This window comes from Staphylococcus sp. 510 (genome assembly GCF_057219715.1).
On record NZ_JBXVVK010000009.1, the window covers coordinates 69,218 to 94,777 of the forward strand.

Sequence of the window (25,560 nt, forward strand, 5' to 3'; positions counted from 1 at the left end):
TTATTCAAAAAATGCTTGTCCAATTTCATAACTATCATCTAATACCATGATGCCTTTTTCTTTAGGTGCATTTGGTAAATTGAGTTCTTTCATAGAACAAATCATTCCACTAGATGCAACGCCTCTAAGTTCTGCATCTTTAATTACCATACCGCTTGGCATAACTGCACCAACTTTTGCAACAACCACTTTTTGGCCTTGTTCAACATTTGGAGCACCACAAACAATTTGTAATGTATCATTCCCCACATTGACATTTAGAACACTTAATTTGTCTGCGTCAGGATGTTTTTCCTTAGTTTCAACGTATCCAACTACAAATTTAGGTGATAAATCTGCATTCAATTCATATGTGAAACCATTATTTTTTATCATTTGTTGTAATTGTTCCACAATATCTTCAGTTAATTTGATATGACCATTACCCTCAATTTGAATGTGATTTGAAATATTGAAGAAATTATATCCAACTACTTGGTTATCATCTTCCTTAGTAATTTCTACAACATCGTTATTTTTTCTATAATTAAATTCACCTTCTGAAGGTTCAATTTGTAAGAAAGCAACGTCTCCTACACCTTTGGGGTTATAAAATAAATTCATACTTTTTCTCCTTTTTATTTATTTTTATCATTAAATTTTTTACGATTTGCTTCTAATCTTTGAATCACGTTTGGGTCTCTTTTTTGTTTATTATTTTTACCTAAAATGAATATAGGTTCAAGATGACCTTTATCATAACCAAATGATAGTGACGTGATAGGCACAAGACCTTTAGTGAAAAATTCCATAGTTAAATGTGCCATAACATCATAGCCTGTTTTATTACGAATGTCCGCAATAACTAATACATCTTGATGAGGCACTGCTACTAACATTTCACCTTCACATTGATCTTGAATGTCATTTAAAAATGATGTGTTTAAAATACGACTTGCATCATAGCCATCATTAGAGTTAATAAAATAAAAGATATTACCCTTAACTTCATCTGTACTAAATTGATTGTTTAACTTTCTAACATTGAATAAAGACATTTCTTTCACTTGTTGCTTTGTCATATTTAATGTTTCTAACATACTCTCTTCTATGAGTCGATAAGATTTACCTAAATCTAATGCATAGTAAATATTTGTTTCTGCGGTGTGATGTTCAAAAATGAAAGCATTGCCCTCTTTAGTCTTCTTGTCGAAACTTGTAGCACGGATTACTGGCATAATTTGAATATCTTTTAGTTGTTCAAGCCCTTGATCAGCCATTTGTTCAATAGCTTCGTCTATATAATAAATAATTTCATCGACTATTTTTTCTTCTTTTTCTTCATATTTTGCGACAATAGCATTTAGTTTAATTGTGACACCTTTATGATTGTCTTTTCTATAAATTCTTAATGTTTCGTCTTCACGATCAAATTTATAATTGACGTCTAAATGGTTTAAACGCTGTTTAATTTTATCTCTCATTTGAAAGACATTCATCTATAACACTCCTATTTCGCACCTCTTAATAGTTTACAATAAAACAATGGATAGTAACAGAAAAAAACAGGTTTTTAAATATATTTTTCAACTAATCAATTAAATATATTGTGATAAAAATGTATCGATTTGTTCGATGGATTTTCTTTCTTTACTAATATAACTTCCTAACAATTCACCATTTCTATAAACTAAGAAACTCGGAATTCCCATAATACCATTATCAATACAAATATCTATAAATTGATCTCGATCTACTGAGACGAATTTAAACGAGGAATATTTTTCTTCTAATTGTGGTAATTCAGGTTCAATAACTTTACAATCTGGACACCAATCAGCAGTAAATTCAAATACCGTATTGTTTTGTTTTAATTCTTCAAATTGTTGTTCTGATTCTAGTTTTAACATCATCTTCACTCCTGTTAGTTAATAATATTGTAATGTTTCAATTTGTGTTTCATTTAAATTTACGATTGCTTTATTTAATAGTTGTCTTGCTGCAAAGTAATCTCTAATATCAAATACAGCATCTGTGCTATGAATGTAACGTGCACAGACACCTATAACGGCTGTAAGAATTCCTGTATTCGCTTTATGAATCTCGCCCCCATCAGTTCCGCCTGGAGACATATAATATTGATGAGGAATATCATATTGATTGACTAATTGAAGTAAATAATCTCTGAATGATGGTCTAAGAATCATTGTTCCATCTTTAATACGAATCAATGTCCCCTCCCCTAACGCACCAGACAACTGATTAGGACCTTTAATATCATTTGCTGGAGAGCAATCAACTACAAATGCAACATCTGGTTGTACAAGTTCAGCAGATGCTTTAGCACCACGTAGCCCAACTTCTTCCTGTACATTTGCCCCAACATATAAATCTACATCTAACTCGATGTCTTTCAATAATTCTAATATCTCAATCGCGATGAGACAACCATATCGATTATCCCATGCTTTAGCGCTAAATCGATACTTGGATAATTGAGTGAATGTAGTATCTGGTACAATCGTATCGCCTATTTCAATACCTCTTTGTCTCACTTCATTAGCCGATGTCGCACCAATATCTAACATTAAATCACTAATTTGTGGAACAACTTCGTTTCCTGTTCTAAAATGTTTTGGGATATTAGATACAACTCCTGTAATTTCTTCGTTGTTACGATTTTTTACTTTGAGTCTTTGTCCTTGCCAAATATCATTAGCAACGCCACCAAGATTTGTAAATTGGATCATACCATTTTCAGTAATATGTGTAATCATAAAACCAACTTCATCCATATGTGCAGCTACCATTACACGTTTTGCATTCGGCATAGATGATTTTTTCACTCCAAAAAAGCCACCCATTCTGTTTTCTATAAACTCATCCACAAATGGCGTCATTTGATCTTTCATATATGCTTTAATATCATCTTCAAAACCTGGCGCACCATGTAATTCAGTAAGATGCTGTATTCTATCTATTGTTTTACTTTCATTTATAGTCATTTAACGCTTCACTCCTTATAACTTATTATATCATCTTCATTATGGTAAACTAATAATATGAATTATGAAAAAGGGAGATACAATGATGAAGTGTTTAAATTGTAAAAATTTATCTATCATAGGTGCTTGTACGGTTGTAATCATTTCAGCTGGTGTCATTACATACCTAGCTAAGAAAAAATATTATAATCCCGATAAATTATTAAATGAAGTTAAAACATATTTTATGGACGTTAAAGGCTCTTATATCGTACATCAACCTCTTAATGATCCTAACATTAATGCTCACAAACCAGTTTATCTCGGTGGCATAACTGCATCTAAAAATGGACAACTCGTAGATTATGATTTTTATGCAGATGCCTATTCAGGTGAAGTATTAAATATTATAGAGTTATAAATTACTCATTTATATAAAAATTAAAGGTTATAGTAAGTTCATGCCTCAATTTTGAGATTCTTGAACAAAGCTATAACCTTTTTTCATTGATTTAATATTGTCTATATGCACGTTTAACTGTCTCTTTAACGTTGTGTTTATCTAAATCAAATTTAAGTGCAAAGTATTCCTCGTCATGATAAAACAAGAACCAATATTCATTAAAAATATAATAAGGAATGCATCTTTCCTTTTCTTCAATCGATGTCATTGGGTAATCATCATATGCTGTAACCCATAATGGATTACGATGTGCTAAGGTTGGGAAAATATCAGCCATATGTACTGCTTTTTGCCCTTCGCTTTCAATAGTTATGATACAGTGTCCATTACTATGTCCACCTGTATGTATCATTCTAATACCTGGAACTGGTTCGATGTTATCTTTAAATAAAATAACTTTTTCTTCGTAATCTCCTTGATTTTCCTTCCAATACGTCGCCTGACTACGTATATTCGGTGCTAAAAATTCATGCCATTCATCTTGTTGAATATAGTGTGTAGCATTTTTAAATAGTGCATGCCCATGTTCATTGGTAAGTCCCGCAGCATGGTCAAAGTGTAAATGAGTCATTAAGACCATATCTATATCATCTGGTGTCAATCCAAAATATGCTAATTCCTCTTTAATAAAACTTTCTTGTGTAACACCACTATTTCTTTTTTGCTTGTCTGTTAATTTATTATTACCAATACCTGCATCTATTAAAATATTGTAGTCTGGGTGTTGAATAAGAATTGGATGCGTAGGCGTATGAACCTGATTCTTGTCGTTTACTTTATATTTTCTTGTCCAAAGTGGTTTGGGTACAACACCAAACATCGCGCCACCATCTATATGCGTATTGCCTCCATTTATATCATCTATTGTCAATGCACCTAACCTCATCAAATCACTTCCCCATTTTAGTCTTGAAACAGTCAAACTTAATTATAATCTATAATATTTTTAGGACATTAGCAATAATTGACATTGCTCTATTATGGTTAAATACCGTGACGACTCTGAACATCTTTGATTCACACAAAAAGACAAGCACCAGTTAAGGTGCTTGTCTTTTTCATTATATATTTTTATGAAATTTAGCTTCCATTCGATAGATTCTAGAACCTTTTTCAGAAAATTTCTGTTCATATTCTGTTAAAATATTATCTTCGTCATCTTCTTCATGTAAGTTTAAATTCATCTTTGTAAAGTACATGCCAAATTGAGACATACTTTCTAGACTGTACGCAAAAAGACCTCTATTATCTGTTTTAAAATGGATTTCTCCGTCTTCAACTAAAATCTGTTTATATAGTGCTAAATATGTATGATATGTGAGTCTTCTTTTAGCATGACGTTTTTTAGGCCATGGATCAGAAAAATTAAGATAAATTCTTGAAACTTCACCATTTTTAAAGTATTCGTTAAGTTCTATCGCATCATTACAAATCATTTTCAGATTAGACAAGTTTTGTTCTTTAACTTTATCTAATACCTTATACATGACGCTTTTTTCACGTTCCATTGACACGAAATTAATTTCTGGATGTTGTGCGGCAAGTGTTGTGATAAATTGCCCCATTCCTGAGCCAATTTCAATATAAATCGGTTGCTTTTGTTCAAACCATTCATCTATATGTCCAGCATGCGAACCATCCATGTCAACTAAGTCTGGATGGTCTTTCAAATAATCTTCCGCCCAAGGTTTGTAGCGAACTCTCATACTCAATTTCTCCTTATATAAATAAGTTGCTATTCATCACTTCATTTAAAAATTCAAGCCATGTATTCATATCTTTAAAACGCTTTTGTTCTTCATACCATTGAACCATACCAATAGATTGAATAACCGTATACCACTTCATACGTTTGTTTAGATTTAAACTTTCTTGAACACCATATGTTTCAAACCATTTAGACCATTTATTTTCAGGAACGTAGTTGTAAAGCAGCATGCCAATATCAATAGCAGGATCTGCAATCATTGCACCTTCCCAGTCTATTAAAAATAGCTCATCACGATCTGATAAAAGCCAGTTATTATGATTGACATCACCATGTACAACAGTGAAAAATCTTGAATCTAAATTAGGTATATGCTCTTCTAAATACGTTAATGCTTTTCTAACAACATGATGTGTTAAAACTTCTCTTGAAAGAGATGCATTGATTTTATTTAGCATAATATCTGGTGTAATTGGTTCCATTTCCATTCTTTTTAGCATGGTCAATAATGGTTTAGAATTATGGATTTTTTTCAGTATTTTGGCTACTCTAGGCTGTTGCATTTCGTTCGCTGTTAATTCGCGACCGTTTTTCCAATGTTGCGCCGTTACGACTTCACCAGTTTCAATTCTTTTCGTCCAAACTAACTTAGGTACAATACCCTCTGCAGATAAAGCTGCTATAAAAGGATTAGTATTTCGTTTTAAAAACAACTTCTGACCATCTTGTTCAGCCATATAAGCTTCACCAGAAGCACCGCCAGCTGAATCTAATGTCCACCCTAACTGATAAAACTGCTCCAACACGTTCACCTCACTTTCAATTAGAAAATGGCTCCAGAAATATGTTTTTCAAGAGCCATATATTCTAATTTATAGAAACCGTATAGTCATTTCTACACGCTTGTTTAAATTTATTTTACAGTTTTGTGAGTTGGCTAATTTTTATATTTTTGTCCCTAAAAATACGCTTTAAAATTGCGTCCTCATTTTTTATCACTCATAGAAGATTTTATAATTTTTACCATTACATTTCAACTAAAAATGAGAAACTAAAAGACACATTTTACTAGTCCACTCGTTTAAAAATTATAAAACTACTTTGACTTAGATTATAACATATTTAGAGTGAGATAGTTGGAGAAATTTTGATAATTATTCAACTTATAAACTATGTGTTTTGATATATTCGTTAAATCCATCTTGAAGTTGTCTCGTAACTTCACCTACATTGCCATTTCCGACATCTTCTCCATCAATCTTAACTACAGGCATGACCTCAGCTGATGTACTAGAAATGATCACTTCATCTGCATTTTTTAGGAAATCAACAGTAAACGTTTCTTCAATAAATGGAATATTTTTATCTTCAGAAATCCATTTAATAACTTTTCTTGTAATACCATTCAAAATAAAGTTATTCACAGGATGCGTGTACACTTTTCCATCTTTGATAGCATAGACATTACTTGAAGCACCTTCTGTAACTGTTTCACCACGATGTTGAATTGCTTCACTAGCATTATATTTTACAGCAAATTCTTTAGCTAATACATTTCCTAAAAGATTCAAACTTTTAATGTCACAACGTAACCAACGAATATCTTCTGTTGTAACGGCATAGACACCTTTTTCTAAATCGTCGAACGGTCTATCATAACTCTTTGTAAATGCCATCAATACAGGTTTTACCGGTGGTGTTGGGAAAGAATGTTCTCGTGGTGATGCACCACGTGTTGCTTGAATATAAATCCCACCATTTTTAACACCGTTAACCTCTAATAATTTACGCACTAATTCGATTAATTCATCGACTGTATAATTCAGATCTAATCCAATTTCATTAGCACTTCTTAAAAATCTTTCAAAATGTTCTTTAACTGTAAATAACTTACCTTCGTATGCACGAATGTATTCATAGATACCGTCACCAAACACGTATCCTCTATCTTCATATGATACCTTTGCTTCTTCTTGTTCTAGGAATTCACCATTAATAAAAACTTTTGTCATAAATTATCCCTCCACACATAATGAGTATATCGCCTCGAGATATATACTCGTTGCATTAAATAGTTGTTTTTTCGTGATGTATTCGTTTTTCTGATGCATTAAGTCTTCAGAGTCGCTAAACATAGCACCAAAAGCGACACCTTTGTCTAAGTTTCTTGCGTAAGTACCGCCACCAATTGTATACGGTTCTGTCATATCTCCAGTTTGGTTTCTGTATGCAGTCACTAATTTTTGAACAAATGGATCATTTTTATCCACATAATGAGGTTTTTGTACTTTACCCATTTCTATTCTAAATCCTAATGTTTCAATCTCTTTTGAGAAACGATCAATAGCTTCTTCAAATTCAAATCCTTGAGGATATCTCAAATTCACACCAAAGCGACCAGCATTTTCATTATCATAAGTCATCACACCAATATTTGTAGTGACATCACCCATAATATCAGTATGGAATTTCATTCCCATTTTTTCTCCAAAGTGAGATTCGTGTAAATATTGGTTGCTAAAGTCCACAAAATCTTTTGCACTTTTATTTAAATTCAACGTAGCTAAGAATTCTAAAAGATAAAGTCCTGCATTAATTCCTAAAGAAGGGTCCATACCATGAACAGCTTTACCTTCAACAGTTAAAATAAGAATACCACTATCTACAGTGCTTTCACCTTGTAGATGATGTGTTTCTAAAAAGTATTCAAAGTTCTGTATCACATCAGTCATGTGTTCTTTGACTAATACTTTAGCTTCTGCATGATCAGGCACCATGTTATAACGTTGTCCAGAATTAAACGCTAATAATTCATAATCTGGTTCATCTACATCTTCAGCCATTTCATTTTGTACTAAGTCAAATGTCGTAATACCTTTTTCACCGTGAATCGCAGGAAATTCAGCGTCTGGCGCAAATCCTAATGCAGGCATTTCTTCAGTTTGAAAATAACGATCGGTACATTTCCAATCAGACTCTTCATCTGTACCAATAATAATATGAATACGTTTCTTCCAATCTACTTTCATATCATTTAATATCTTCACAGCATAGTAGGCCGCAATCGTAGGTCCTTTATCATCTAGTGTGCCTCTAGCAATGATAGCATTATCAGTAACTACTGGTTCGAACGGATTTGAATCCCATCCATCACCAGCCGGTACAACATCAACGTGACAAAGAATACCTAATACATCGTCACCTTGGCCTGCTTCAATTCTACCAGCTATATGATCAACATCATGTGTAGAAAAGCCGTCTCTTTCTGCAATTTGATACATATAATTTAATGCTTCTTTTGGGCCTGGACCTACTGGTGCATCATCGTTTGCTTTACTGTCATCTCTTACACTCTCTATTGATAATAATCCATTTAGGTCTTCAATGATTTGGTTTTCGTATTCTTGAACTTTTTCTTTCCACATTCGAATTCGACTTCCTTTTTTAATAAGTTATTTTCCATTTTACATGAAGTTACTGCGAAACTACAGTAAGATGTTAGAAAAATTACTAAATTTTCTAAATTTTTATTACAAAAAAACACCTATACACGATTTCTTCGAGAAATGTGTATAGGCGTTTAGCTTATTAAAATTATTTTTTATCTTCTAAAGCATTTTTATTATTTTTTAGATCTTCTTCTGATACGACACGTAAATTATTATTAGCTGTAGCGCCACCTTCATCATCAAATTTACCTTCTTCTAAATCATCAGCTTTATTTTCATCTAAATTTGTGAATCTAGTTTTTTCTTCCTCGAAGAATGCTTTAGGGTCATTTTTAATTCTTTCTACGTAACCTTTTGGATTACTTTTAACATCTTGAATTGTTTCATTAGCTTTAGAACTAATTTGATTTGCGAAGTCTTTAGCATTCGCTTTATATGATTCTGGGTTTTCTTTGTATTGATTATATTGATCTTTTAATTTATCTCTGCTTTCTTTACGAGATAATAGAACTGCTGCTGCAGCACCACCTAAACCTAATACTACTCTAAATAAATTTGTTCCTTTTGCCATATTCAAACACCTTCTCTTTCTTTAGTTTAAAAGTAATTTAAAATCATTTTCTGTTAATAAACGAAATTCGCCTAATTTAAGAGATGTATCCAACTCTAAATTAGCAATTTTAATACGTTTTAATTGTAATACCTCATTTTCTATCTCATGAAACATTCTTTTAACTTGATGATATTTACCTTCGTATATCGTAACACGTGATCGTCGATTTTCAATGATTTCTAATTGTGCAGGTTTTACTAACCCATCAGACAATTCTAATCCTTCTTTAAATCGCTCTACATCGCTTTGTGTTACATCATTTTTTGATACTACTTCGTAAGTTTTAGGCACGTGTTTATTTGGACTCATCAAATCATGGTTAAATTGACCATCATTAGTGATTAGTAGTAAGCCTTCTGTATCTTTGTCTAACCTACCTACAGGGAAAATCTCCAAGTGTTGATACTCAGGGATTAAATCTATAACAGTTTGATGTTTATCATCTTCAGTCGCTGATACTACACCAGATGGCTTATTTAACATGATATACACTTTATCGATATATATTATTTTTTCATCATTAACTGTAATGATATCTTCATTAGGATCAATTTGCGTTTTTGGAGACTTGATCACTTCATTGTTCACTTTAACGTAACCTTTTTTTAAACTTTGCTTTACTTCATTACGTGTACCTACGCCCATATTAGCTAAAAATTTATCTAGTCTCATCTTAAGAAACCAACTTTACGTCTGATTTTCTCAGGAATATCACCTAAAAACTCATCTGCAAATTTAGTCTTAATTGTAATACCGCCGTATATTGCTGCACCTACAACCACACCTACAGCAATAATAATTAAATAGCCTATTTTGCTAGGAGCTAGGAATAACTTTCCAATAAAGAATACTAACTCTACACCTAGCATCATAATAAATGAGTATAAAAAGATTTTACCGAAATGAATCCAACTGTAACTAAACTTGAACTGTGCATATTTCTTCAAGATGAAGAAGTTACATCCAATTGCAAAGAGTAATGCAATGGATGTACTTAGTACAGCTCCTGGTGTATGGAATAACATAATAAGTGGATAGTTAAGGATTAATTTTATAGCAACTGCACCTAAAATTACATAAACTGTTAACTTCTGTTTATCAATACCTTGTAACATTGACGCTGTAACACTTAACAGTGAAATTAGAATTGCAACAGGTGCATAGATAAACAGTAATCGACTACCATCAAAGTTAGGATCATGACCTTGAACTACTGGATCATATCCATAAAAGACTGTAAATAATGGCTGTGCCAATGCCATAATTCCAATACTAGCTGGAACTGTAATGAACATCAGTACACCAATTGACGTTCTGATTTGTCGATGCATTTCTTCAAAACGACCTTCTTCATACGTTTTGGTAATATATGGAATTAAACTTACTGCAAAACCAGCACTTAATGACGTTGGAATCATAACAATTTTATTTGTCGACATATTTAACATATTAAAGAAAATGTCTTGCAATTGTGATGAAACACCCACTACAGATAATGCACCATTGTGTGTAAATTGATCGACTAAATTAAATAATGGGAAATTTAAACTTACAATTACAAATGGGATACTATATTTTATGATTTCTTTATACATATTGCCATAAGAAACATTGATATCGGTATAATCTGACAATACCATTTTATCAATATTTTTCTTACGCTTTCTCCAGTAATACCATAAAGTAAGAATACCTGCTATAGCACCAATAGCTGCAGCAAATGTTGCGATACCATTAGCCATTAATACTGTTCCATCAAATACATTTAATACTAAATAACTACCTACTAAAATGAAAATCACTCGAGCTATTTGTTCAGTTACTTCAGATACAGCTGTTGGTCCCATTGATTTATATCCCTGGAAGATACCTCTCCAAGTTGCTAATACCGGTATGAAGATAACTACCATACTGATGATTCGAATAATCCAAGTGATATCTGCGACAGACCAGCCATTTTTATCTGACGCATTACGAGATAAAGTTAACTCTGAGATAAAAGGTGCTAGGAAATATAGAATTAAGAATCCTAATACACCTGTTATACTCATGACAATAAAACTTGATTTATAAAATTTCTGACTGACCTTATACGCACCTAAAGCATTATATTTAGCTACATATTTTGAGGCTGCAAGTGGTACACCTGCTGTAGCTACAGCTATCGCAATATTATACGGTGCATAAGCATACGTGAACGGTGCCATATTTTCTTGTCCACCTATTAAATGGTTAAATGGAATAATAAATAGTACACCAAGAACTTTGGTAATTAAAATACTAAGTGTAATTAAAAAGGTCCCTCGAACCATTTCTTTACTTTCGCTCATTAACTATCTTCCTATCTTTAAAAGTTTATTAAACCTAGTTGAACTCATGTTGTGTTCGTTATCATTAGCTTACATTATTATAAAATATATCACAAAAAGACTAACATGGGGATTGATTTTATAATAATTTTAAATGTTTAAAAGATGAAAACGAATTAATCCTTTATTATCCGTTTGAATAGATTATGTATCTAAGATACTTCAAGTTTTCTATTATAGTTATTATTTTATTCATTGTCATCTAATTATACAACTTCTATAGCATATATTTTTTGATTCATATACAATAGTGTTGAATATTCATTGGAGGAAGTTAATATGTATCAAACAATCATCATCGGTGGTGGCCCAAGTGGTTTAATGGCTGCAGTAGCTGCTAGTTCTAATAGTAATCAAGTTCTTATATTAGAAAAGAAAAAAGGTCTAGGTAGAAAATTAAAAATATCAGGTGGTGGTCGTTGTAATGTTACCAATCGCTTACCCTATGCAGAAATAATTAAAAATATACCAGGTAACGGTAAGTTTTTATATAGTCCTTTTTCAATATTTGATAATGAATCCATTATTGATTTCTTTGAAAGTCGTGGCGTTAAATTAAAAGAAGAAGACCACGGACGAATGTTTCCTGTTTCAAATAAGGCCCAAGATGTCGTTGACACGTTAGTAAGCACAATTAACGAACAACAAGTTACTGTTAAAGAAGAAACAGCAGTGACTCGTCTATCTGTAAATGACAATGGTATCTTTACGGTTGAGACATCACAACAAACATATGAAGCAAATAGTGTGATTATAGCAACAGGTGGCACGAGTGTTCCACAAACTGGTTCGACAGGTGACGGTTATCGCTTCGCAGAATCTATGGGACATACCATAACTGAGTTATTCCCTACCGAAGTGCCAATCACATCCCCTGAGCGCTTTATCAAAGATAAAACTTTAAAAGGATTAAGTTTGAAAGATGTAGAATTATCCGTTTTAAAGAAAAATGGCAAAAAACGAATTAGTCACCAAATGGATATGATTTTTACACATTTTGGTGTCAGCGGTCCTGCCGCCTTAAGATGTAGTCAATTTGTATATAAAGAACAAAAGAATCAAAAGAAAAACGAAATTCTAATGTCTCTTGACGCTTTTCCAAAGTTAAATCAAGAAAAACTTACGCAACAAATTCGACGTATGTTAAAAGAACAGCCAGATAAATTCATTAAAAATAGTTTACACGGTCTGATCGAAGAACGTTATTTATTATTTATATTAGAACAAGCTAATATTGATAACGAGACAACGTCGCACCATTTATCCAATCAGCAATTGACTACAATTGTTAATTTATTAAAAGGGTTTACATTCAAGGTTAACGGTACCTTACCTATTGATAAAGCCTTTGTTACTGGTGGAGGCGTTTCATTAAAAGAAATAGAGCCTAAAACGATGATGTCTAAATTAGTTACTGGGCTATTTTTATGTGGTGAGGTGCTAGATATCCATGGTTATACTGGCGGATATAATATCACAAGCGCGTTAGTCACTGGTCATGTTGCTGGTTTAAATGCTGGCAAACATAATACTTTAAAGAACAATTAATAAAACAGAGTCTAGATTCCTCTAGACTCTGTTTATATATTATTTATTTTAATTTATCTTTCTTTTGAACCATTCTTCTACTAACTAAGGCAGCACCTGCAGCAAATGTGATACCCGCTAATGGTAATTGATTATCATGTTGTCCAGTTTCAGGTAATGTTTCTAAACTATTTTGTTTATCAACTTCTGTGTCTGTTTCAACACTTTCATCAGACTCAATTTTAGTTAATGCGTTTGATTCATCGTTACCTTCGTCATTTCCATTTGCTTCTTTAGTAGGATTAGAGCCTACATCAGATTTTTGTGGACTTTGTTGTTCTGTTTCTGGAAGAATTGCTTCAATTTGTTCAATAGCTTCTTCTTTCACTTTAATAACTGCTTCATTTGTATCAGCAGCGTCTAGTTGATCAGCAATAAGTGAAGCAAGACGATCTAATTGACTTAATGCTTTATCTTTTTGTCTTTGAGAAACATCAGCATTATTGATTATTACTTTTTGCTGTTGGATATGCTTATTAATTTCTTTTTCTGTTTCATCTTTGATTGACGCTTGTGCTTCGATTTGTGAAATTTGTTGTTCAGCGTCTTTTACAATCGTTTTCACTTCAGAATCAGATGGTGTTGCTTTAATAAGTTCAATCGCATTTTGTTCGATTGGATTTAATTGTTCAATCGCTGCTTCTTTCTCTTCTTTAGTTGCTTTAGGAGTTTGATTAATTTTATCGATTTGTTTTTGAACAAGATTTGCAATTGTATTTCTTGCCTCTGGTTTTACCACCGCAACGACATTAATTGCTTTAAGTTGTTTTAAAGCACTTTCTTTTACTTTAGTAATGTCATCGTTAGTATCTTTAGCATCAATATCAGATAGACCTTGTTCTAAAATATCATTTAGTTGTTCTTCAGCTGCTAATTTTTCAGTTTCAGTAGCATCATCATTGGAATCAATCATGTCTTGAACCTTGTCTGCTTGTTCTTTAAGCGCATTAGCAGCAATTGCTTTTTGTTCAACATTTACTACGACTGCATTTAAATCATTCATTGCATTGGCTTTGATTTGAGCAATATCAATATCAGAAGTTACATTGGCAATTTCAGTTTTAGCAGATTGTACGATTTGATCGACTTGTTGATTAGCTTCATTTAATTCATCAACTGTTGCACCAGGTGTATTTGCAAATGTTTCTTTTAATTGAGTTGCTAAATTATCAATTGAATTAATCGCGTTTGGTTTAGTTACAACTTCTGGATTAATACCATTAATTGCAGTTTCTCCGTTAGTTAAGGCATCCTCAACTTCTTGATTTGTTTCACCATTATTAATATTGATTTCAGCAATTTCTAATTGTTCATTAACATTTTGAATAGCTGCTTCTTTTTCTTGTGCTGTAGCAGTAGCATTTGCATTAATTTCATTTTCTTTAGTTGTAGCAACTTGTTTAATATGAGTGAGTGCTGACGGTTTTTTAGTGAATGTTACATCAAATTGATTCACATTTTCTATAGCATGTTCTTTTGCAGCAGTTAATCTAGCTACGTTAATGGCTTGATTAATAGATGCTTCAGCTTGAGTTTTAATTGCTGCTAAATCTGCAAGCGCAGCGTTCACTTCTTCTTGTGTTCCATCAATATCTGTCTCTATTTCACTCACTTTATCATTATAGACATCAGTAAATTCTTCTAATGCAGCTTGTCTAAGAGTTCCAATTGGTTGGATTGCTTTAATTTCAGATACACCATTTGCCTTAGCGTTATCTACATCTTGATCAGTTTGAGCTTGAGCAACTTGATCTTTTGCTGATGTTAATGCATTTTGAACAGCTTGTTTAGCTTCCGCTATATCTTCTTGTGTTGCATTAGGTGTTTTATCTAATTCCTCTTGTTTTAAATCAGCTGCATTATCTAGTTCTTGTGTTGCAATTGACTTTTTAACAATAGATGGTACAAATTGATTAATTTGAGTTGTACCTTCATTTTTAGCTTGATCTACATCATTATTTGTATTTGCATGATCAATATTACCTGTCACTTGATTCGCAATATCATCTAATTTATTAGATGCTAATTGTTTTTCTTCATTTGTAGCTTGAGGGTTTTGATTTACAGCATCTTTTTGTTGATTAATGCTATTTTGAATATCTTGTTTTGCATTGTCTTTAACAGTTGTTTCTGGTTGAACTGATTGAATAGCTTGATCAGTTGCTTTAACAGCATTATTTACATCAACAATACTTTGAGCATTAGTCACATCTGTTAAACCTTGTTGTAACGCATCATCAACTTTTGTATTTGCAGCTTGTTTTTCTTCTTCCGTAGAACCATTATTATTAGCTATTTGTTGTTTTTTATCGTTAGCTTGATTTTGTAAATCTGTTTTAATTCCTGTATCAGCAGTAATCTGACCTATACTATTAATGCCTTCATTCTTTTTAGCCTCAACATCTGCAGCATTTTCTGCATTTACAATAGCTTGATTAGCATTATTTTGTGTGCGAGCTACCAGTTGTTTAGCTGCATCTTTTTCTTCTGTTGTTGCATCTTGGTTTTGATCAATAGTGTTATTTTGATTTGTTGCTGCTTGATCAACTTCATTTTTAGCATTTGTCTTAGTTTGAGTTTCAGGAACAACATTACCAATATTTGTTTCACCATTTTGAACTGCTGTGTCAACTTGTGCATTTGTAGTTGCAGCATTAATTTCATCATTTGCAGTTGTCACTGCTTGAGTTAATGTTTGTAATGCCGCTTCTTTTTCTTCTGTTGTTGCATTAGGTTCGTTGTTAATAATATATCTTTGTTGATCTTGTTTAGTTTTAATATCAGCTAATGCTGTTTCTTTTTTAGTATTCGCAGGTATAACTTGATTAATTTCTTGAATCGTTTGATCTTTAATTTGATTTACTGCTGCGTCAGTTTTAGCTTGGTTAATTTGTTCATTTGAAGCTGCAACGAGTGCATCCACATTATTTGTTGCTGCTTCTTTTTCCTCTGTTGTTGCATTATTATCATTAGGAAATGTCGCTTTACGTTGATCTGCAGCTTGAGTAATTTCGTTTCTAGCATTAGATTTAGTTGTTACAAATGCTTGAACTTGATTAATAGTATTAATACCATCATTTTTATTACTATCAACGCTTTGTTTATTCGCAGCTTGATAAACGTTGGCACTACCTTGACCTAACATACGATCTACTGAATCATTGGCATAATCTCTTTCTTCATTAGTCATATCCGGGTCTTGTGTCAAATCGTGTTTACGTTGATTTGCTACATTTTCTAATTCAGCTATCGCATTATTTTTATAATCTTTAGATGGTGTAATGGCTGCAATTTTTGCAATTTGTTCATTCTTAACATTTTCAACATCTGCATTAGATTGTGCCGCATCTATTGCTTGGTCTGCTTCTGTTTTAGCATTTTGTAATGCTTGTTGAGCTTCATTTTGTTCTTCTGTAGTTGTACCACGCGTATTTTGGATGACACCTTCTTGGTCAGTTACTTTTTGAGCAATTTCAGCTTTTGCAGCCGGTTTAACTTGTGCTTCTTGTTGAATTTGATTGATATCATTTTGATTAGTTGTTACAGCATTGTCAACATCATCATTACTTGCTGCTTGGTCAATGTCGTTATTAGCTTTAGTAACAGCTGCATCAACATTTGCATTAGCTGCATTATGTTCTTCTGTTGTAGAGTTTGTATCTTGATTAATTAATCGTTTTTTATTGTCTGCATCTTGTGCAATTGTTGATTTCGCTTGTTGTTTCTTATCTGTTGATGGCGTTACATCATTAATTTGATTTATACCATTAGTAACCGCATTAGCAACTTCATCGTTTGTTAATGCTTGATCAATATTATTATATGCTTCATTCTTTCTAGGGTCTAAAACATTCATTGCATCATTTTTTTCTTCTGTAGTTGATTGATTTGAGTCATTAATTGCTTGTTTCTTTTGTTCATATGCATGATCAATTGTATTTCTAGCATCTGGCTTTTTAACTTCATCTGGAGCAACATTTTGTAATTCTTGAAGCGCATGATCTCTAGCTTCATTCACTTCATTTGTTGTATTTGCCGCACCTATTGCAGTATTTGCTTGATTTACAATTTGATCTACTTGATTATTGGCAACATTAATCTCTTCTGTTGTCGCATCCATATAGTTATTTGTATTATTATTTCTAATTTGTTCAGCTGACTGATTCACTTCAGCCTTTGCTTCGTCTTTAACTGTAGTAGCTGGCGTAACTGCATTAATTTGATTTATACCTAATTCTTTGGCTTGCGTTACATCTTGATTATTAGACGCGTCATTAATATTAGTAGTTGTATTTTGAACTAAGCCATTAACTTGTTCTTTTGCCACAGCTTTCTCTTCATTTGTAGCATTTTGATTTGCATCTATGTCACCATTATGTGTAGCAGCAGCTTGATTTACTTCTGCAATTGCATTTGGTTTAGCTGTTGAAGCAGGTACAACATTACCGATTGCATTAACATTTTGTGTTTGAATGCCGTTAATCTCATTTTCAGTATTAGCTGCATTAATATCTTTTAATGCTTGTTGTTCTGTTTGATGTACTTGGTTAACTGCTTCTTGTTTTTCTTCATTCGTTGCATCTGGATTATTATTAATTGTTAAAATTTGATCTGCAACTTTTTGAACTACTGCATTTCTTGCTGCATCTCTTGTACGTGCTTGTACATTTATAGCATCAATGGCTGCAATACCATTATTTTTAGCTGTTGTTACATCGTCCGTTGTGTTTGCTTGATTGATATTATTATTAGCATTAAATTGTTGATGTGCTACATCGTTTAAAGCTAATTGTTTTTCTTCTTGAGTGGCTTCTGTTGTGTTATCAATTGCTTGATTTTTATCAGTAGCTTTTTGATTAATTTCATTTGTTGCACCTTGTTTCGCATTTTCTAATGCTTCATCTTGAGCATTAACAGGTTGGTTCTGATTAGGTGCTACATTATTACCATTTTGGTCATCACCCACATCACGTTTATTACGTTTTTTAGGTGTTTGATTATTTTCAACAGTAGCAACTGGTTTGCTTTGTTTGTTTAATCCTTCATTCGATTCAATGGGTGACTCTTTATCTTGTTTTTCTTTTGGCGTTTCTTGAGCTTGCTCTTGATTAGACTGTGGTTGAGCTTGTTCTTGATTACCTTCATTTACTGGATTATCAATAACTGCATTAGGTTGATTGGCATCATTATTAGCTTCTGTTGCTTCTGGATTAGCGATTTGCTCATTATTTGTTTCAACAGCATTTTTGTTATCATTTTGTTGTTGATTTTGTTCTTGAGCTACAGCATTTTGAGGTGATGTTTGTTCATTTGCAGGATTATCATTTCCAGCTTGATTTTCATTTGGTAATGTCTGATCATTGGGCTGTCCCTGATTAACGACATTATCTGTCAATGGGCCATTAACATTGACATTATCTTGTTCAGCAGCATCTGCACTATTAGGATTAACGCCTAAAAATGCTACCGTTGCTATTAATGCTGAAAAAATACCAACGTTAAACTTACGAATACTAAATTTTTGTTGCTTAAATAAATTCATAATGACTATCCTCCTAGGTGTATCAATCGTGATGTTGAGTATTAGAAATTTATTTCTATAACAAATAGGTTGTACGCATATAATAAATTCATACAACCTATTTATTTATTATTGATTTTATCATCAATATATTTTTAAATCTAGTCCATTAAATAAAATTTTTATTTCAAAGTTGTTACTATTATTTTAATAATTATCATTGGTGCAAACTTAATAACTCATTCATATTTCAATGAATTCATTTCAAATCTTAACTAACCTTTTTTCTTCGTTTTAAGCTACTTACAAATATACTTATACCAAATGTAAACATAATAGGAACGATTGGATGTTGATAATTAGTTATACCTGTATTAGGCAACTCTTGCACAGATTCTTCCTTAAAATTACAAGTGTTCTTTACTTCTTTTTCTACGAAAAATTTATTATCTCTAGTATTACAGAATACAACTGGTTCTATTTCTTTCTCTAAAGTAACTTCTACTTCAGGTTCCGCTATAGGTAATTGAATTGCTTTTAATTTTTCAATTGTTTCTTTAACAATTTGTGCTACTTCATCATTTGTTTTTGCATCTTTAATTAATGCATTAGCTTCGTTTAAAATATCTTCAACTCTATTTAAAGCATTTTTTACTGCTTTTGGATTAACATTTTTAAGTTGATTTATTTTATCTTTGACTTCATTTGCAACAAGATTGATGTCATCTTTAGCACTAGGTTTCACTTCAATTACTGGTTGAATATGTTCAATGAGTTGCACTTCTTTAAGTTTTATTTGCGCTACTTCTTCATTTGTTAATGCTTTCATTACTAATATTTTGGCTATTTCCAATTCTTTATGAACCTTCGCAATGGCTTCATCTTTCTCTTCTTGTGTGGCTTCAGTTATACGATCAAAATCTTGAATAACTCGTTGAGCAATTGATGTTAATGCTTCATTTGCTTCTGGTTTCACTTTAACAATTGGCTTAATACTCTTTATTAGAATTTCCCATTCTATTTTAGCTTTAGCAACTTCCGCATTAGTTAATGATTGGTCTACTGTATCAATACTATTTTTTAAAGCTTCCTCCAATTGATTGATAGCGTCATTTTTTTCTTCTTGAGTTGCCTCATTTGTATCATTAATATGTGTTTTAATTTGACTTGATAATTCTTTTAACACTTTAACCGCAGCAGGCTTCACTTCAATATTAGGCATAATCTGTTCAATATCTTTTAACGCTTTTGAAAGTACGTCTGCAACATTTTGGTTTGTTTGTGCACTTGATACCTCTTTAGTGTATTGGTTTACTGCTTGATTTAGTTGCTGTAATGCTAATTCTTTCTCTTCAGTCGTCGCTTCATTTGTTAACTTAATTACTTGGTCTTGTTTTGTGAAAGCTTGATCAATTTCATTAATTGCTTCAGGTTTTTTTACGATATTAAGTTTTACATTATTAATATCTTCAATTGATTGAGTCTCTGTTTGATCAACTTGTTGATTAGTTTGATCTGACTGTAAAGCATTTAATGCATTTTGAAGAATTGTCTTTAATTGTTGAATCGCGTCATCTTTTTCTTCAGTTGTTGCTTCACCATTATTATTAAACAATTGATTTTTAATTGCTTCAGCATTAGTGATCGCGGCTCTTGCATCAATCTTTTTAACTACATTAACTTGAACGTCATTAATTGATTGGACACCTTGTTGCTCCGTTAGGTTAACTTGATTTGTAGTTTTATCTTGATTAATTTGTGCTAAGGCTTGATTTAATAGTTTTTCGACTAAGGCTTTCGCTATGTTGATTTCCTCATTAGTAGCATCAGGTGTTAGTGATAAAGCATTCATTTTTGTTTCTGTAGTTTGATTTAAGGCATCTCTTGCATCTCTTTTCACTTTAGTAGACGGTAAAATTTGTTTAATATCATTAATTGCTTTATTTTTAGTATTTTCTACTTCAGTATCATCTGTAAATCGATTAATATCATTTTTAGCTTTATTAACAACAGTATTGACATCATTTATAGCTGCATCTTTCTCCTCTACTGTTGCATCTTTAACGCCATTGATGACCTTATCTTGATTATCCGCAGTTTGGTTTATCATTGATCTAGCATTTTCTTTGACAACAATATAAGGTAATATGTTGGGAATTATATCATCGCTTTTTGATTGGATTTGATTAACTTGTGCATTCGTGTCTGAGCTATTGATATCAGCTAATAACTGATTGTTAGCATTCTGCAATCTATCTAATGCATTATTTTTCTCCTCATCGGTTGCATCTTTGGCTTGATTAATAATTTCTTGTTGATGTTCTACAAGCTGATGTAATGCATCTCTAGCATTTTGTTTCACAGTCGGCTTGAACACAGTTTGATTAATCTTTTCTAATCCATTGTCTTTTGTATTAGCAACTTCTTGATTGGTATTATCATTAGTGATTTGTTGATTTAAATCATTTAATATATTATTCAAATTATTAATGAATGCATCTTTTTCGTCTTGCGTTGCTTCTTTATTCTCTAGTGCCTCTTGTTTTTTATTATTTATAGCATTAAATAATAATTGTCTTGCATTTATTTTAACAATCGTTTCTGGCACAATTTGTTGTATTTCTTGGTTTCCATTTGTTACAGCATTATTAACGTCTTGATTTGTTTGTGCCTGGTCAATATTTTGAAGAGCTTGATTTTTAGCTTGTGACACCAATTGTTTTGCAGCATCTTTTTCTTCAAGTGTTGATTCACCATTACTATTGATTACATTATCTCGTTGATTCGCTTCTGCTTCTATATTTTTTCTGGCATTATTTTTTACGAGTGTTTCAGGTAAAGTCATATTGATTTGCTCAATTGCTTGTTGTCGTCTATCTTCTACATCTTGATTGGTCTGTGCTTGATTAATTGCTTCATTCGCTTGATTAAATATTTGTTCTAACTTTTGTAAAGCTACATTTTTCTCTTCAATAGTGGCATCAGGTGTCTGATTAATTTGAGCTAATTTATTATTATACTGTTGATTGATGTCATTTATCGCTTCAGGTTTTTTAACAACATGTGCTTGTATTTGATTAATATTATGATCACCATTTTGTTGTGCTTGATCGACTTGCGCATTTGTATCAGCTTGGTTTACTTGTTCAATAGCTTGGTTAAGTGCTTGATTCACTTGTGTAATGGCTGCCTCTTTTTCTTCAGTAGTTGCATCAGGTGTTTGATTTATATTTTGTTTTTTAGCTGTAGCATTATTATTCAATATGCCAATTGCTTCTTGCTTTTTCGTTACGTTTGGTTGTACATTACCGATATCATTAAGCGCAGTATTTTTAATTTCTTCTACCATTGGTGTTGTATTAACAGTATTAATATCATTAATAGCGCGATTCAATAATTGATTCACTCTACCAACTGCCTCTTGTTTTTCTTCTCTAGTTGCACCAGGTGTTGCGTTAATATTTGTAATCGCTTCATTCGCTTTATTAGTAACTGCATTTCTAGCATCCGTTTTAACTTGTGTTGAAGGTTGAACATTACCAATCTCATGCAATCCATTATTTTTCGCATCTGCTACTTGTTGATTGGTATCAGCGTTATCTATATTTTGTATAGCCGTGTTTAATGCCTGATCTAATATAAGTTGAGCTGCTTGTTGTTCTTCTACAGTTGCTTCGTTGTTATTAAAGATAATATTATGTTGTTCTTGGGCTTTTTGATTTAATGCATTTTTAGCGTTTGATTTAACGATAGTTGCAGGTGTAATAGCTTGTATTTGATTTAATGCATTATTCTTAACCATATCAACATCGTTATTAGTATTAGCCTTTAATATATTATCATTTGCTGTCGTAACCGTTTGATTCACTAACTGAATAGCAGCTTCTCGTTCCTCTAAAGTCGCTTCATGATTGGCATTTATATCTGCAATCTTTTGTTGAGCATTATTAGCGATCGCCTCTCTTGCTGCTTGCTTAACAACTGGTATAGGTGAAATATCTAAGATAGCATCTAATCCTCTATCTTTAGCATGATCGACATCACTATTTGATATGCCTTGATTTATATTTTGAATCGCTTGTTCAGAAGCCTGATTAAGTTCATTCAGTGCAGTATTTCTTTCTTCTTGTGTTGCTTCATGGTTTTCATCAATTTGCTCACGTTGTTTGGCCGCTGCTCGATTGATCGCTGTAATTGCGTTTGCACGATACGTATTTTCTGGTACATCAGAATTAATATCGCTCACACCATTATTTTTAGCTTCGTTTACAGCATTATTTGTATGTGCTTGATTAATATTGTTCAGTGCAGTTGTAACATGATTATCAACTTGTGCATTAGCAGCTTCTTTTTCTTCTTGTGTTGCAATACGGTCTTGTTGAATTTTTTGTTTTTGCTCATTTGCTTTTTCATTTATAGTTTGTCTTGCATTAGGTTTAATAACAGGAACAATATTAACTTGTTCAATTTTATTGATGCCCGCTTCTTTCTCTCTTGTGACACCATCGTCCGTAGTTTGATCATCTATATGATTTAATGCTTCGTTTTTCAAATTAGTAATTTGACCTCTATAAGCGTCATTTTCATCATCTGTTAAATCTTTAACATTATCTACTTCATCCGATCTATCATCTGCTTTTTGACCAAGTTCACGTGCGGCGTCTACACGAGAAATAAGTGTGTGTTGCATTTGCTGTAATAATTGATCAGTTGTAGCTTGAGAAACTTGTTGATTTAAAGGCACATGGTTACGATCTTCATTTAATATCGTTTGCGCTTGTTGTTTTAGACGATTATATTCTTGATATGAAGCATAAGTATAATCTGATGGTACTACGCCCCAATTATATTGAGCTTGCAAATCATCTTTGTTCATGACAATATTCACTTGATATGGAACACCATTCACTATACTTTGTGGTGGCTCTCCATTCAAATAAGTTTGTGTATAAGTTTTAGATTTAATGGCATCTGAGAAAGTCACTTCTTTTGGGTTAGCTACGTTATTAACTCTTAAATTAAATGTTACATTTAATGTTTTATTGGCTAATAAGCTAGTAGGTTCTCCTTGAGTAGGTGTCGCAGAAGTGATTCCGTTACTTGTAAAAGTGAGCGTTCTAGTTCCTTGGTCATAGTTTTCTGTTAAACGATTCATCACATCATTAGGCCCGTTTCCATCAGGAAAACTCGTTGTTATAGAATTAGGAACATATTCAATGCCTTCTGGTAATTGCATAGAATATTCAAAAGCTCCTGGTAACATAGAAGCGCCAGACTTACCATTATTAGTAATTTGTGTTGTTACAGTAAAGTTAGTATTATTTTTCACATTATTTTCTTTATTTCTTCCACTTATATATAAATGTGATCCTGAACGGATACCGACATTATCGATAAAGTCATAATATCTATAGCCATCTTGGTTCTTTTCAAGTCTTCTTACATTTCCCATGATATCGTTATTAGGTATTAATTGAATTTTGATGTTCGATACATTATCAGGCACTTTAAATAAACGAAGCATATCTCCAGCTTGTATATCACCGTTTCCAATGACAGTGTCGGTATTCGCATCTTTAATTACTAAGTTTGTACCACCTTTACCGTTACCTGCAGCCATAGTATTAAAATCAAAAATAATTTCTGAATTAGGATTTACAGTTACATCTTTTTCAATACCATTGAAATCACCATGATTATTTGGATCATTACCTTCTACTCTACCTAATGCAAGGACAGTACCTTGTGCTTGTTTATTATTTCTATCACCCGGATGGAATACTTGTGTTCTTTCTAAAACGGCATTAAGCACCCCTACTTTACCACCATTAATCAAATTAAATCCCGGTAAGCTATTTAATACAATCACTTGTGGGTTATTTCGATTATCACTAGGTTTAACGCCTACATCCTCAAAAGTAAAACGGTAATTTAATGTATTATTTCCAGTATTATTAATATTTGGATCTATCGTTGCATCATCTCTAGAATATTCCCCATTGGTACTTTGAGGTGTCCCATTTCCATTTTGTGGACCGGTACCACCAGCAACTGTAGGTGTGTTATTTACATCACGACGTTGTCTTTTCTTAGGTTTAGTTGCGGGTTCTATTACCGCATTCATGTATTGAATTTTTCCTTCAGCCTGTTGCTTAGGTTTAACTGACATATGTTCAGATGCAGGTTTTACATGGTTTACTGTCGTATTATTATCAATCGGAGTCTTACTTTCAATCGTCGTATTCAATTCATTATTCGGTGATTGTGTCTCTTGGATAACTGTATTGTCTGTAGTTTCAATTGTTTCTATTTGAGTCTGTTGATTATTTGTATTTACAGAATCATTATTGGAATTAGCTTGGTTTGAAACATCAGAAACCCCCACTTCGGAAAGTGTTTCTTGATTATTATTGAGTTCTCTATTGTTATCCAATTGTCCATTACTAGTTGTTTCTTGTAGTTTTTGCACATCATTTACTGGTTGTGAGTTTATTTCATCTGCCTGTGCTATATGTGTAATTGGTGATGACAAAAAAGCTACAGTAGCAATTAACGTAGAAAATATACCAACTTTAAATTTTCTAATACTAAAGGTTTCTTTTCTAAATAAATTCATTAATTGTTCCTCCTTGTTGCACTTCTTGTTGTTTTTAATTAATGAACATTTTTCGTGTATGTATCTTAAATGAATTAAATCTCTATTTAAACCATTCGCTCAATTAATTAATAGTTATTTTGATTTTAACACCAATATTATTCTAAATCTAGTACAAAACATTAAAATAAAATAGTGTACGTTTTTATTCATAAATCGATGTATTTTAGAGATTTGAATATGTAAATATCTTTATACATAAAAAAGCTAGATTAAAGTGCTATTACTACAT

General features: G+C 32.2%; 16 protein-coding genes. 2 read left to right on the top strand and 14 right to left on the bottom strand.

Annotated features, from left to right (window positions below):
- The 4 genes from ytpR to AC2D8K_RS08390 all read right to left on the bottom strand — a co-directional run bounded on the left by ytpR (position 1) and on the right by AC2D8K_RS08390 (position 2,984).
- Positions 1-603 carry a YtpR family tRNA-binding protein gene (gene ytpR, locus AC2D8K_RS08375; protein ID WP_002452169.1) on the bottom strand — a complete coding sequence of 201 codons (603 nt, stop codon included), beginning with the start codon at positions 601-603 and terminating at the stop codon, positions 1-3.
- 14 nt (positions 604-617) lie between these two features.
- Positions 618-1,478: a DUF1444 domain-containing protein gene (locus AC2D8K_RS08380; protein WP_002452168.1), complete on the bottom strand. Its 861-nt coding sequence runs from the start codon at positions 1,476-1,478 to the stop codon at positions 618-620.
- Positions 1,479-1,577: 99 nt separating this feature from the next.
- Positions 1,578-1,889 (bottom strand): thioredoxin family protein, encoded by a 312-nt coding sequence (locus AC2D8K_RS08385; RefSeq protein ID WP_037552591.1) that lies wholly within the window; start codon positions 1,887-1,889, stop codon positions 1,578-1,580.
- Between the two features lie 18 nt (positions 1,890-1,907).
- Entirely contained in the window at positions 1,908-2,984 is a 1,077-nt protein-coding gene (locus AC2D8K_RS08390) for a M42 family metallopeptidase (RefSeq protein WP_002452166.1), read from the bottom strand.
- 85 nt (positions 2,985-3,069) lie between these two features.
- Here AC2D8K_RS08390 and AC2D8K_RS08395 point away from each other — a divergent pair, with 85 nt between their 5' ends.
- Entirely contained in the window at positions 3,070-3,384 is a 315-nt protein-coding gene (locus tag AC2D8K_RS08395) for a PepSY domain-containing protein (RefSeq protein WP_037552589.1), read from the top strand.
- Between the two features lie 91 nt (positions 3,385-3,475).
- Here AC2D8K_RS08395 and AC2D8K_RS08400 read toward each other — a convergent pair whose 3' ends face one another.
- From AC2D8K_RS08400 to AC2D8K_RS08435, 8 genes are all read right to left on the bottom strand, one after another.
- Positions 3,476-4,312, bottom strand: coding sequence for a YtnP family quorum-quenching lactonase (locus AC2D8K_RS08400; protein WP_002452164.1), 837 nt, complete (start codon positions 4,310-4,312; stop codon positions 3,476-3,478).
- A 175-nt stretch (positions 4,313-4,487) separates the two neighbouring features.
- On the bottom strand, positions 4,488-5,132 hold the full coding sequence (gene trmB, locus AC2D8K_RS08405) for a tRNA (guanosine(46)-N7)-methyltransferase TrmB (RefSeq protein ID WP_002452163.1): 645 nt from the start codon (positions 5,130-5,132) through the stop codon (positions 4,488-4,490).
- A 13-nt stretch (positions 5,133-5,145) separates the two neighbouring features.
- Positions 5,146-5,937: a phosphotransferase family protein gene (locus AC2D8K_RS08410; RefSeq protein WP_243590400.1), complete on the bottom strand. Its 792-nt coding sequence runs from the start codon at positions 5,935-5,937 to the stop codon at positions 5,146-5,148.
- Positions 5,938-6,297: 360 nt separating this feature from the next.
- Positions 6,298-7,146 (bottom strand): D-amino-acid transaminase, encoded by an 849-nt coding sequence (dat, locus tag AC2D8K_RS08415; protein ID WP_002452161.1) that lies wholly within the window; start codon positions 7,144-7,146, stop codon positions 6,298-6,300.
- A 3-nt stretch (positions 7,147-7,149) separates the two neighbouring features.
- Entirely contained in the window at positions 7,150-8,559 is a 1,410-nt protein-coding gene (pepV, locus tag AC2D8K_RS08420) for a dipeptidase PepV (protein WP_002452160.1), read from the bottom strand.
- 169 nt (positions 8,560-8,728) lie between these two features.
- Positions 8,729-9,154, bottom strand: a complete 426-nt coding sequence (locus AC2D8K_RS08425; protein ID WP_002452159.1) for a YtxH domain-containing protein — start codon at positions 9,152-9,154, stop codon at positions 8,729-8,731.
- Between the two features lie 21 nt (positions 9,155-9,175).
- Positions 9,176-9,868 (bottom strand): pseudouridine synthase, encoded by a 693-nt coding sequence (locus AC2D8K_RS08430; RefSeq protein ID WP_002452158.1) that lies wholly within the window; start codon positions 9,866-9,868, stop codon positions 9,176-9,178.
- Complete coding sequence (locus tag AC2D8K_RS08435; protein ID WP_002452157.1) at positions 9,865-11,526, bottom strand: putative polysaccharide biosynthesis protein; 1,662 nt, start codon at positions 11,524-11,526, stop codon at positions 9,865-9,867. The genes AC2D8K_RS08430 and AC2D8K_RS08435 overlap by 4 nt, the downstream gene beginning before the upstream one ends.
- Positions 11,527-11,844: 318 nt before the next feature.
- On the opposite strand from AC2D8K_RS08435, the gene AC2D8K_RS08440 reads away from it, so the two are divergent.
- Positions 11,845-13,113 carry a BaiN/RdsA family NAD(P)/FAD-dependent oxidoreductase gene (locus tag AC2D8K_RS08440; protein WP_484698475.1) on the top strand — a complete coding sequence of 423 codons (1,269 nt, stop codon included), beginning with the start codon at positions 11,845-11,847 and terminating at the stop codon, positions 13,111-13,113.
- A 43-nt stretch (positions 13,114-13,156) separates the two neighbouring features.
- Here AC2D8K_RS08440 and AC2D8K_RS08445 read toward each other — a convergent pair whose 3' ends face one another.
- A complete protein-coding gene (locus tag AC2D8K_RS08445) occupies positions 13,157-18,694 on the bottom strand; it encodes a DUF1542 domain-containing protein (RefSeq protein ID WP_484698477.1) in 5,538 nt (1,845 codons plus the stop codon).
- 250 nt (positions 18,695-18,944) lie between these two features.
- Positions 18,945-25,289, bottom strand: a complete 6,345-nt coding sequence (locus AC2D8K_RS08450; RefSeq protein ID WP_484698479.1) for a SasC/FmtB family protein — start codon at positions 25,287-25,289, stop codon at positions 18,945-18,947.
- Between the last annotated feature and the right edge of the window lie 271 nt (positions 25,290-25,560).

Coding starts and splice junctions, on each gene's coding strand:
- AC2D8K_RS08430 (WP_002452158.1), bottom strand. CDS start 9,868: ATGAGACTAGATAAATTTTTAGCTAATATGGGCGTAGGTACACGTAAT.
- AC2D8K_RS08395 (WP_037552589.1), top strand. CDS start 3,070: ATGAAGTGTTTAAATTGTAAAAATTTATCTATCATAGGTGCTTGTACG.
- dat (WP_002452161.1), bottom strand. CDS start 7,146: ATGACAAAAGTTTTTATTAATGGTGAATTCCTAGAACAAGAAGAAGCA.
- ytpR (WP_002452169.1), bottom strand. CDS start 603: ATGAATTTATTTTATAACCCCAAAGGTGTAGGAGACGTTGCTTTCTTA.
- AC2D8K_RS08440 (WP_484698475.1), top strand. CDS start 11,845: ATGTATCAAACAATCATCATCGGTGGTGGCCCAAGTGGTTTAATGGCT.
- AC2D8K_RS08380 (WP_002452168.1), bottom strand. CDS start 1,478: ATGAATGTCTTTCAAATGAGAGATAAAATTAAACAGCGTTTAAACCAT.
- trmB (WP_002452163.1), bottom strand. CDS start 5,132: ATGAGAGTTCGCTACAAACCTTGGGCGGAAGATTATTTGAAAGACCAT.
- AC2D8K_RS08400 (WP_002452164.1), bottom strand. CDS start 4,312: ATGAGGTTAGGTGCATTGACAATAGATGATATAAATGGAGGCAATACG.
- AC2D8K_RS08385 (WP_037552591.1), bottom strand. CDS start 1,889: ATGTTAAAACTAGAATCAGAACAACAATTTGAAGAATTAAAACAAAAC.
- pepV (WP_002452160.1), bottom strand. CDS start 8,559: ATGTGGAAAGAAAAAGTTCAAGAATACGAAAACCAAATCATTGAAGAC.
- AC2D8K_RS08445 (WP_484698477.1), bottom strand. CDS start 18,694: ATGAATTTATTTAAGCAACAAAAATTTAGTATTCGTAAGTTTAACGTT.
- AC2D8K_RS08390 (WP_002452166.1), bottom strand. CDS start 2,984: ATGACTATAAATGAAAGTAAAACAATAGATAGAATACAGCATCTTACT.
- AC2D8K_RS08425 (WP_002452159.1), bottom strand. CDS start 9,154: ATGGCAAAAGGAACAAATTTATTTAGAGTAGTATTAGGTTTAGGTGGT.
- AC2D8K_RS08435 (WP_002452157.1), bottom strand. CDS start 11,526: ATGAGCGAAAGTAAAGAAATGGTTCGAGGGACCTTTTTAATTACACTT.
- AC2D8K_RS08450 (WP_484698479.1), bottom strand. CDS start 25,289: ATGAATTTATTTAGAAAAGAAACCTTTAGTATTAGAAAATTTAAAGTT.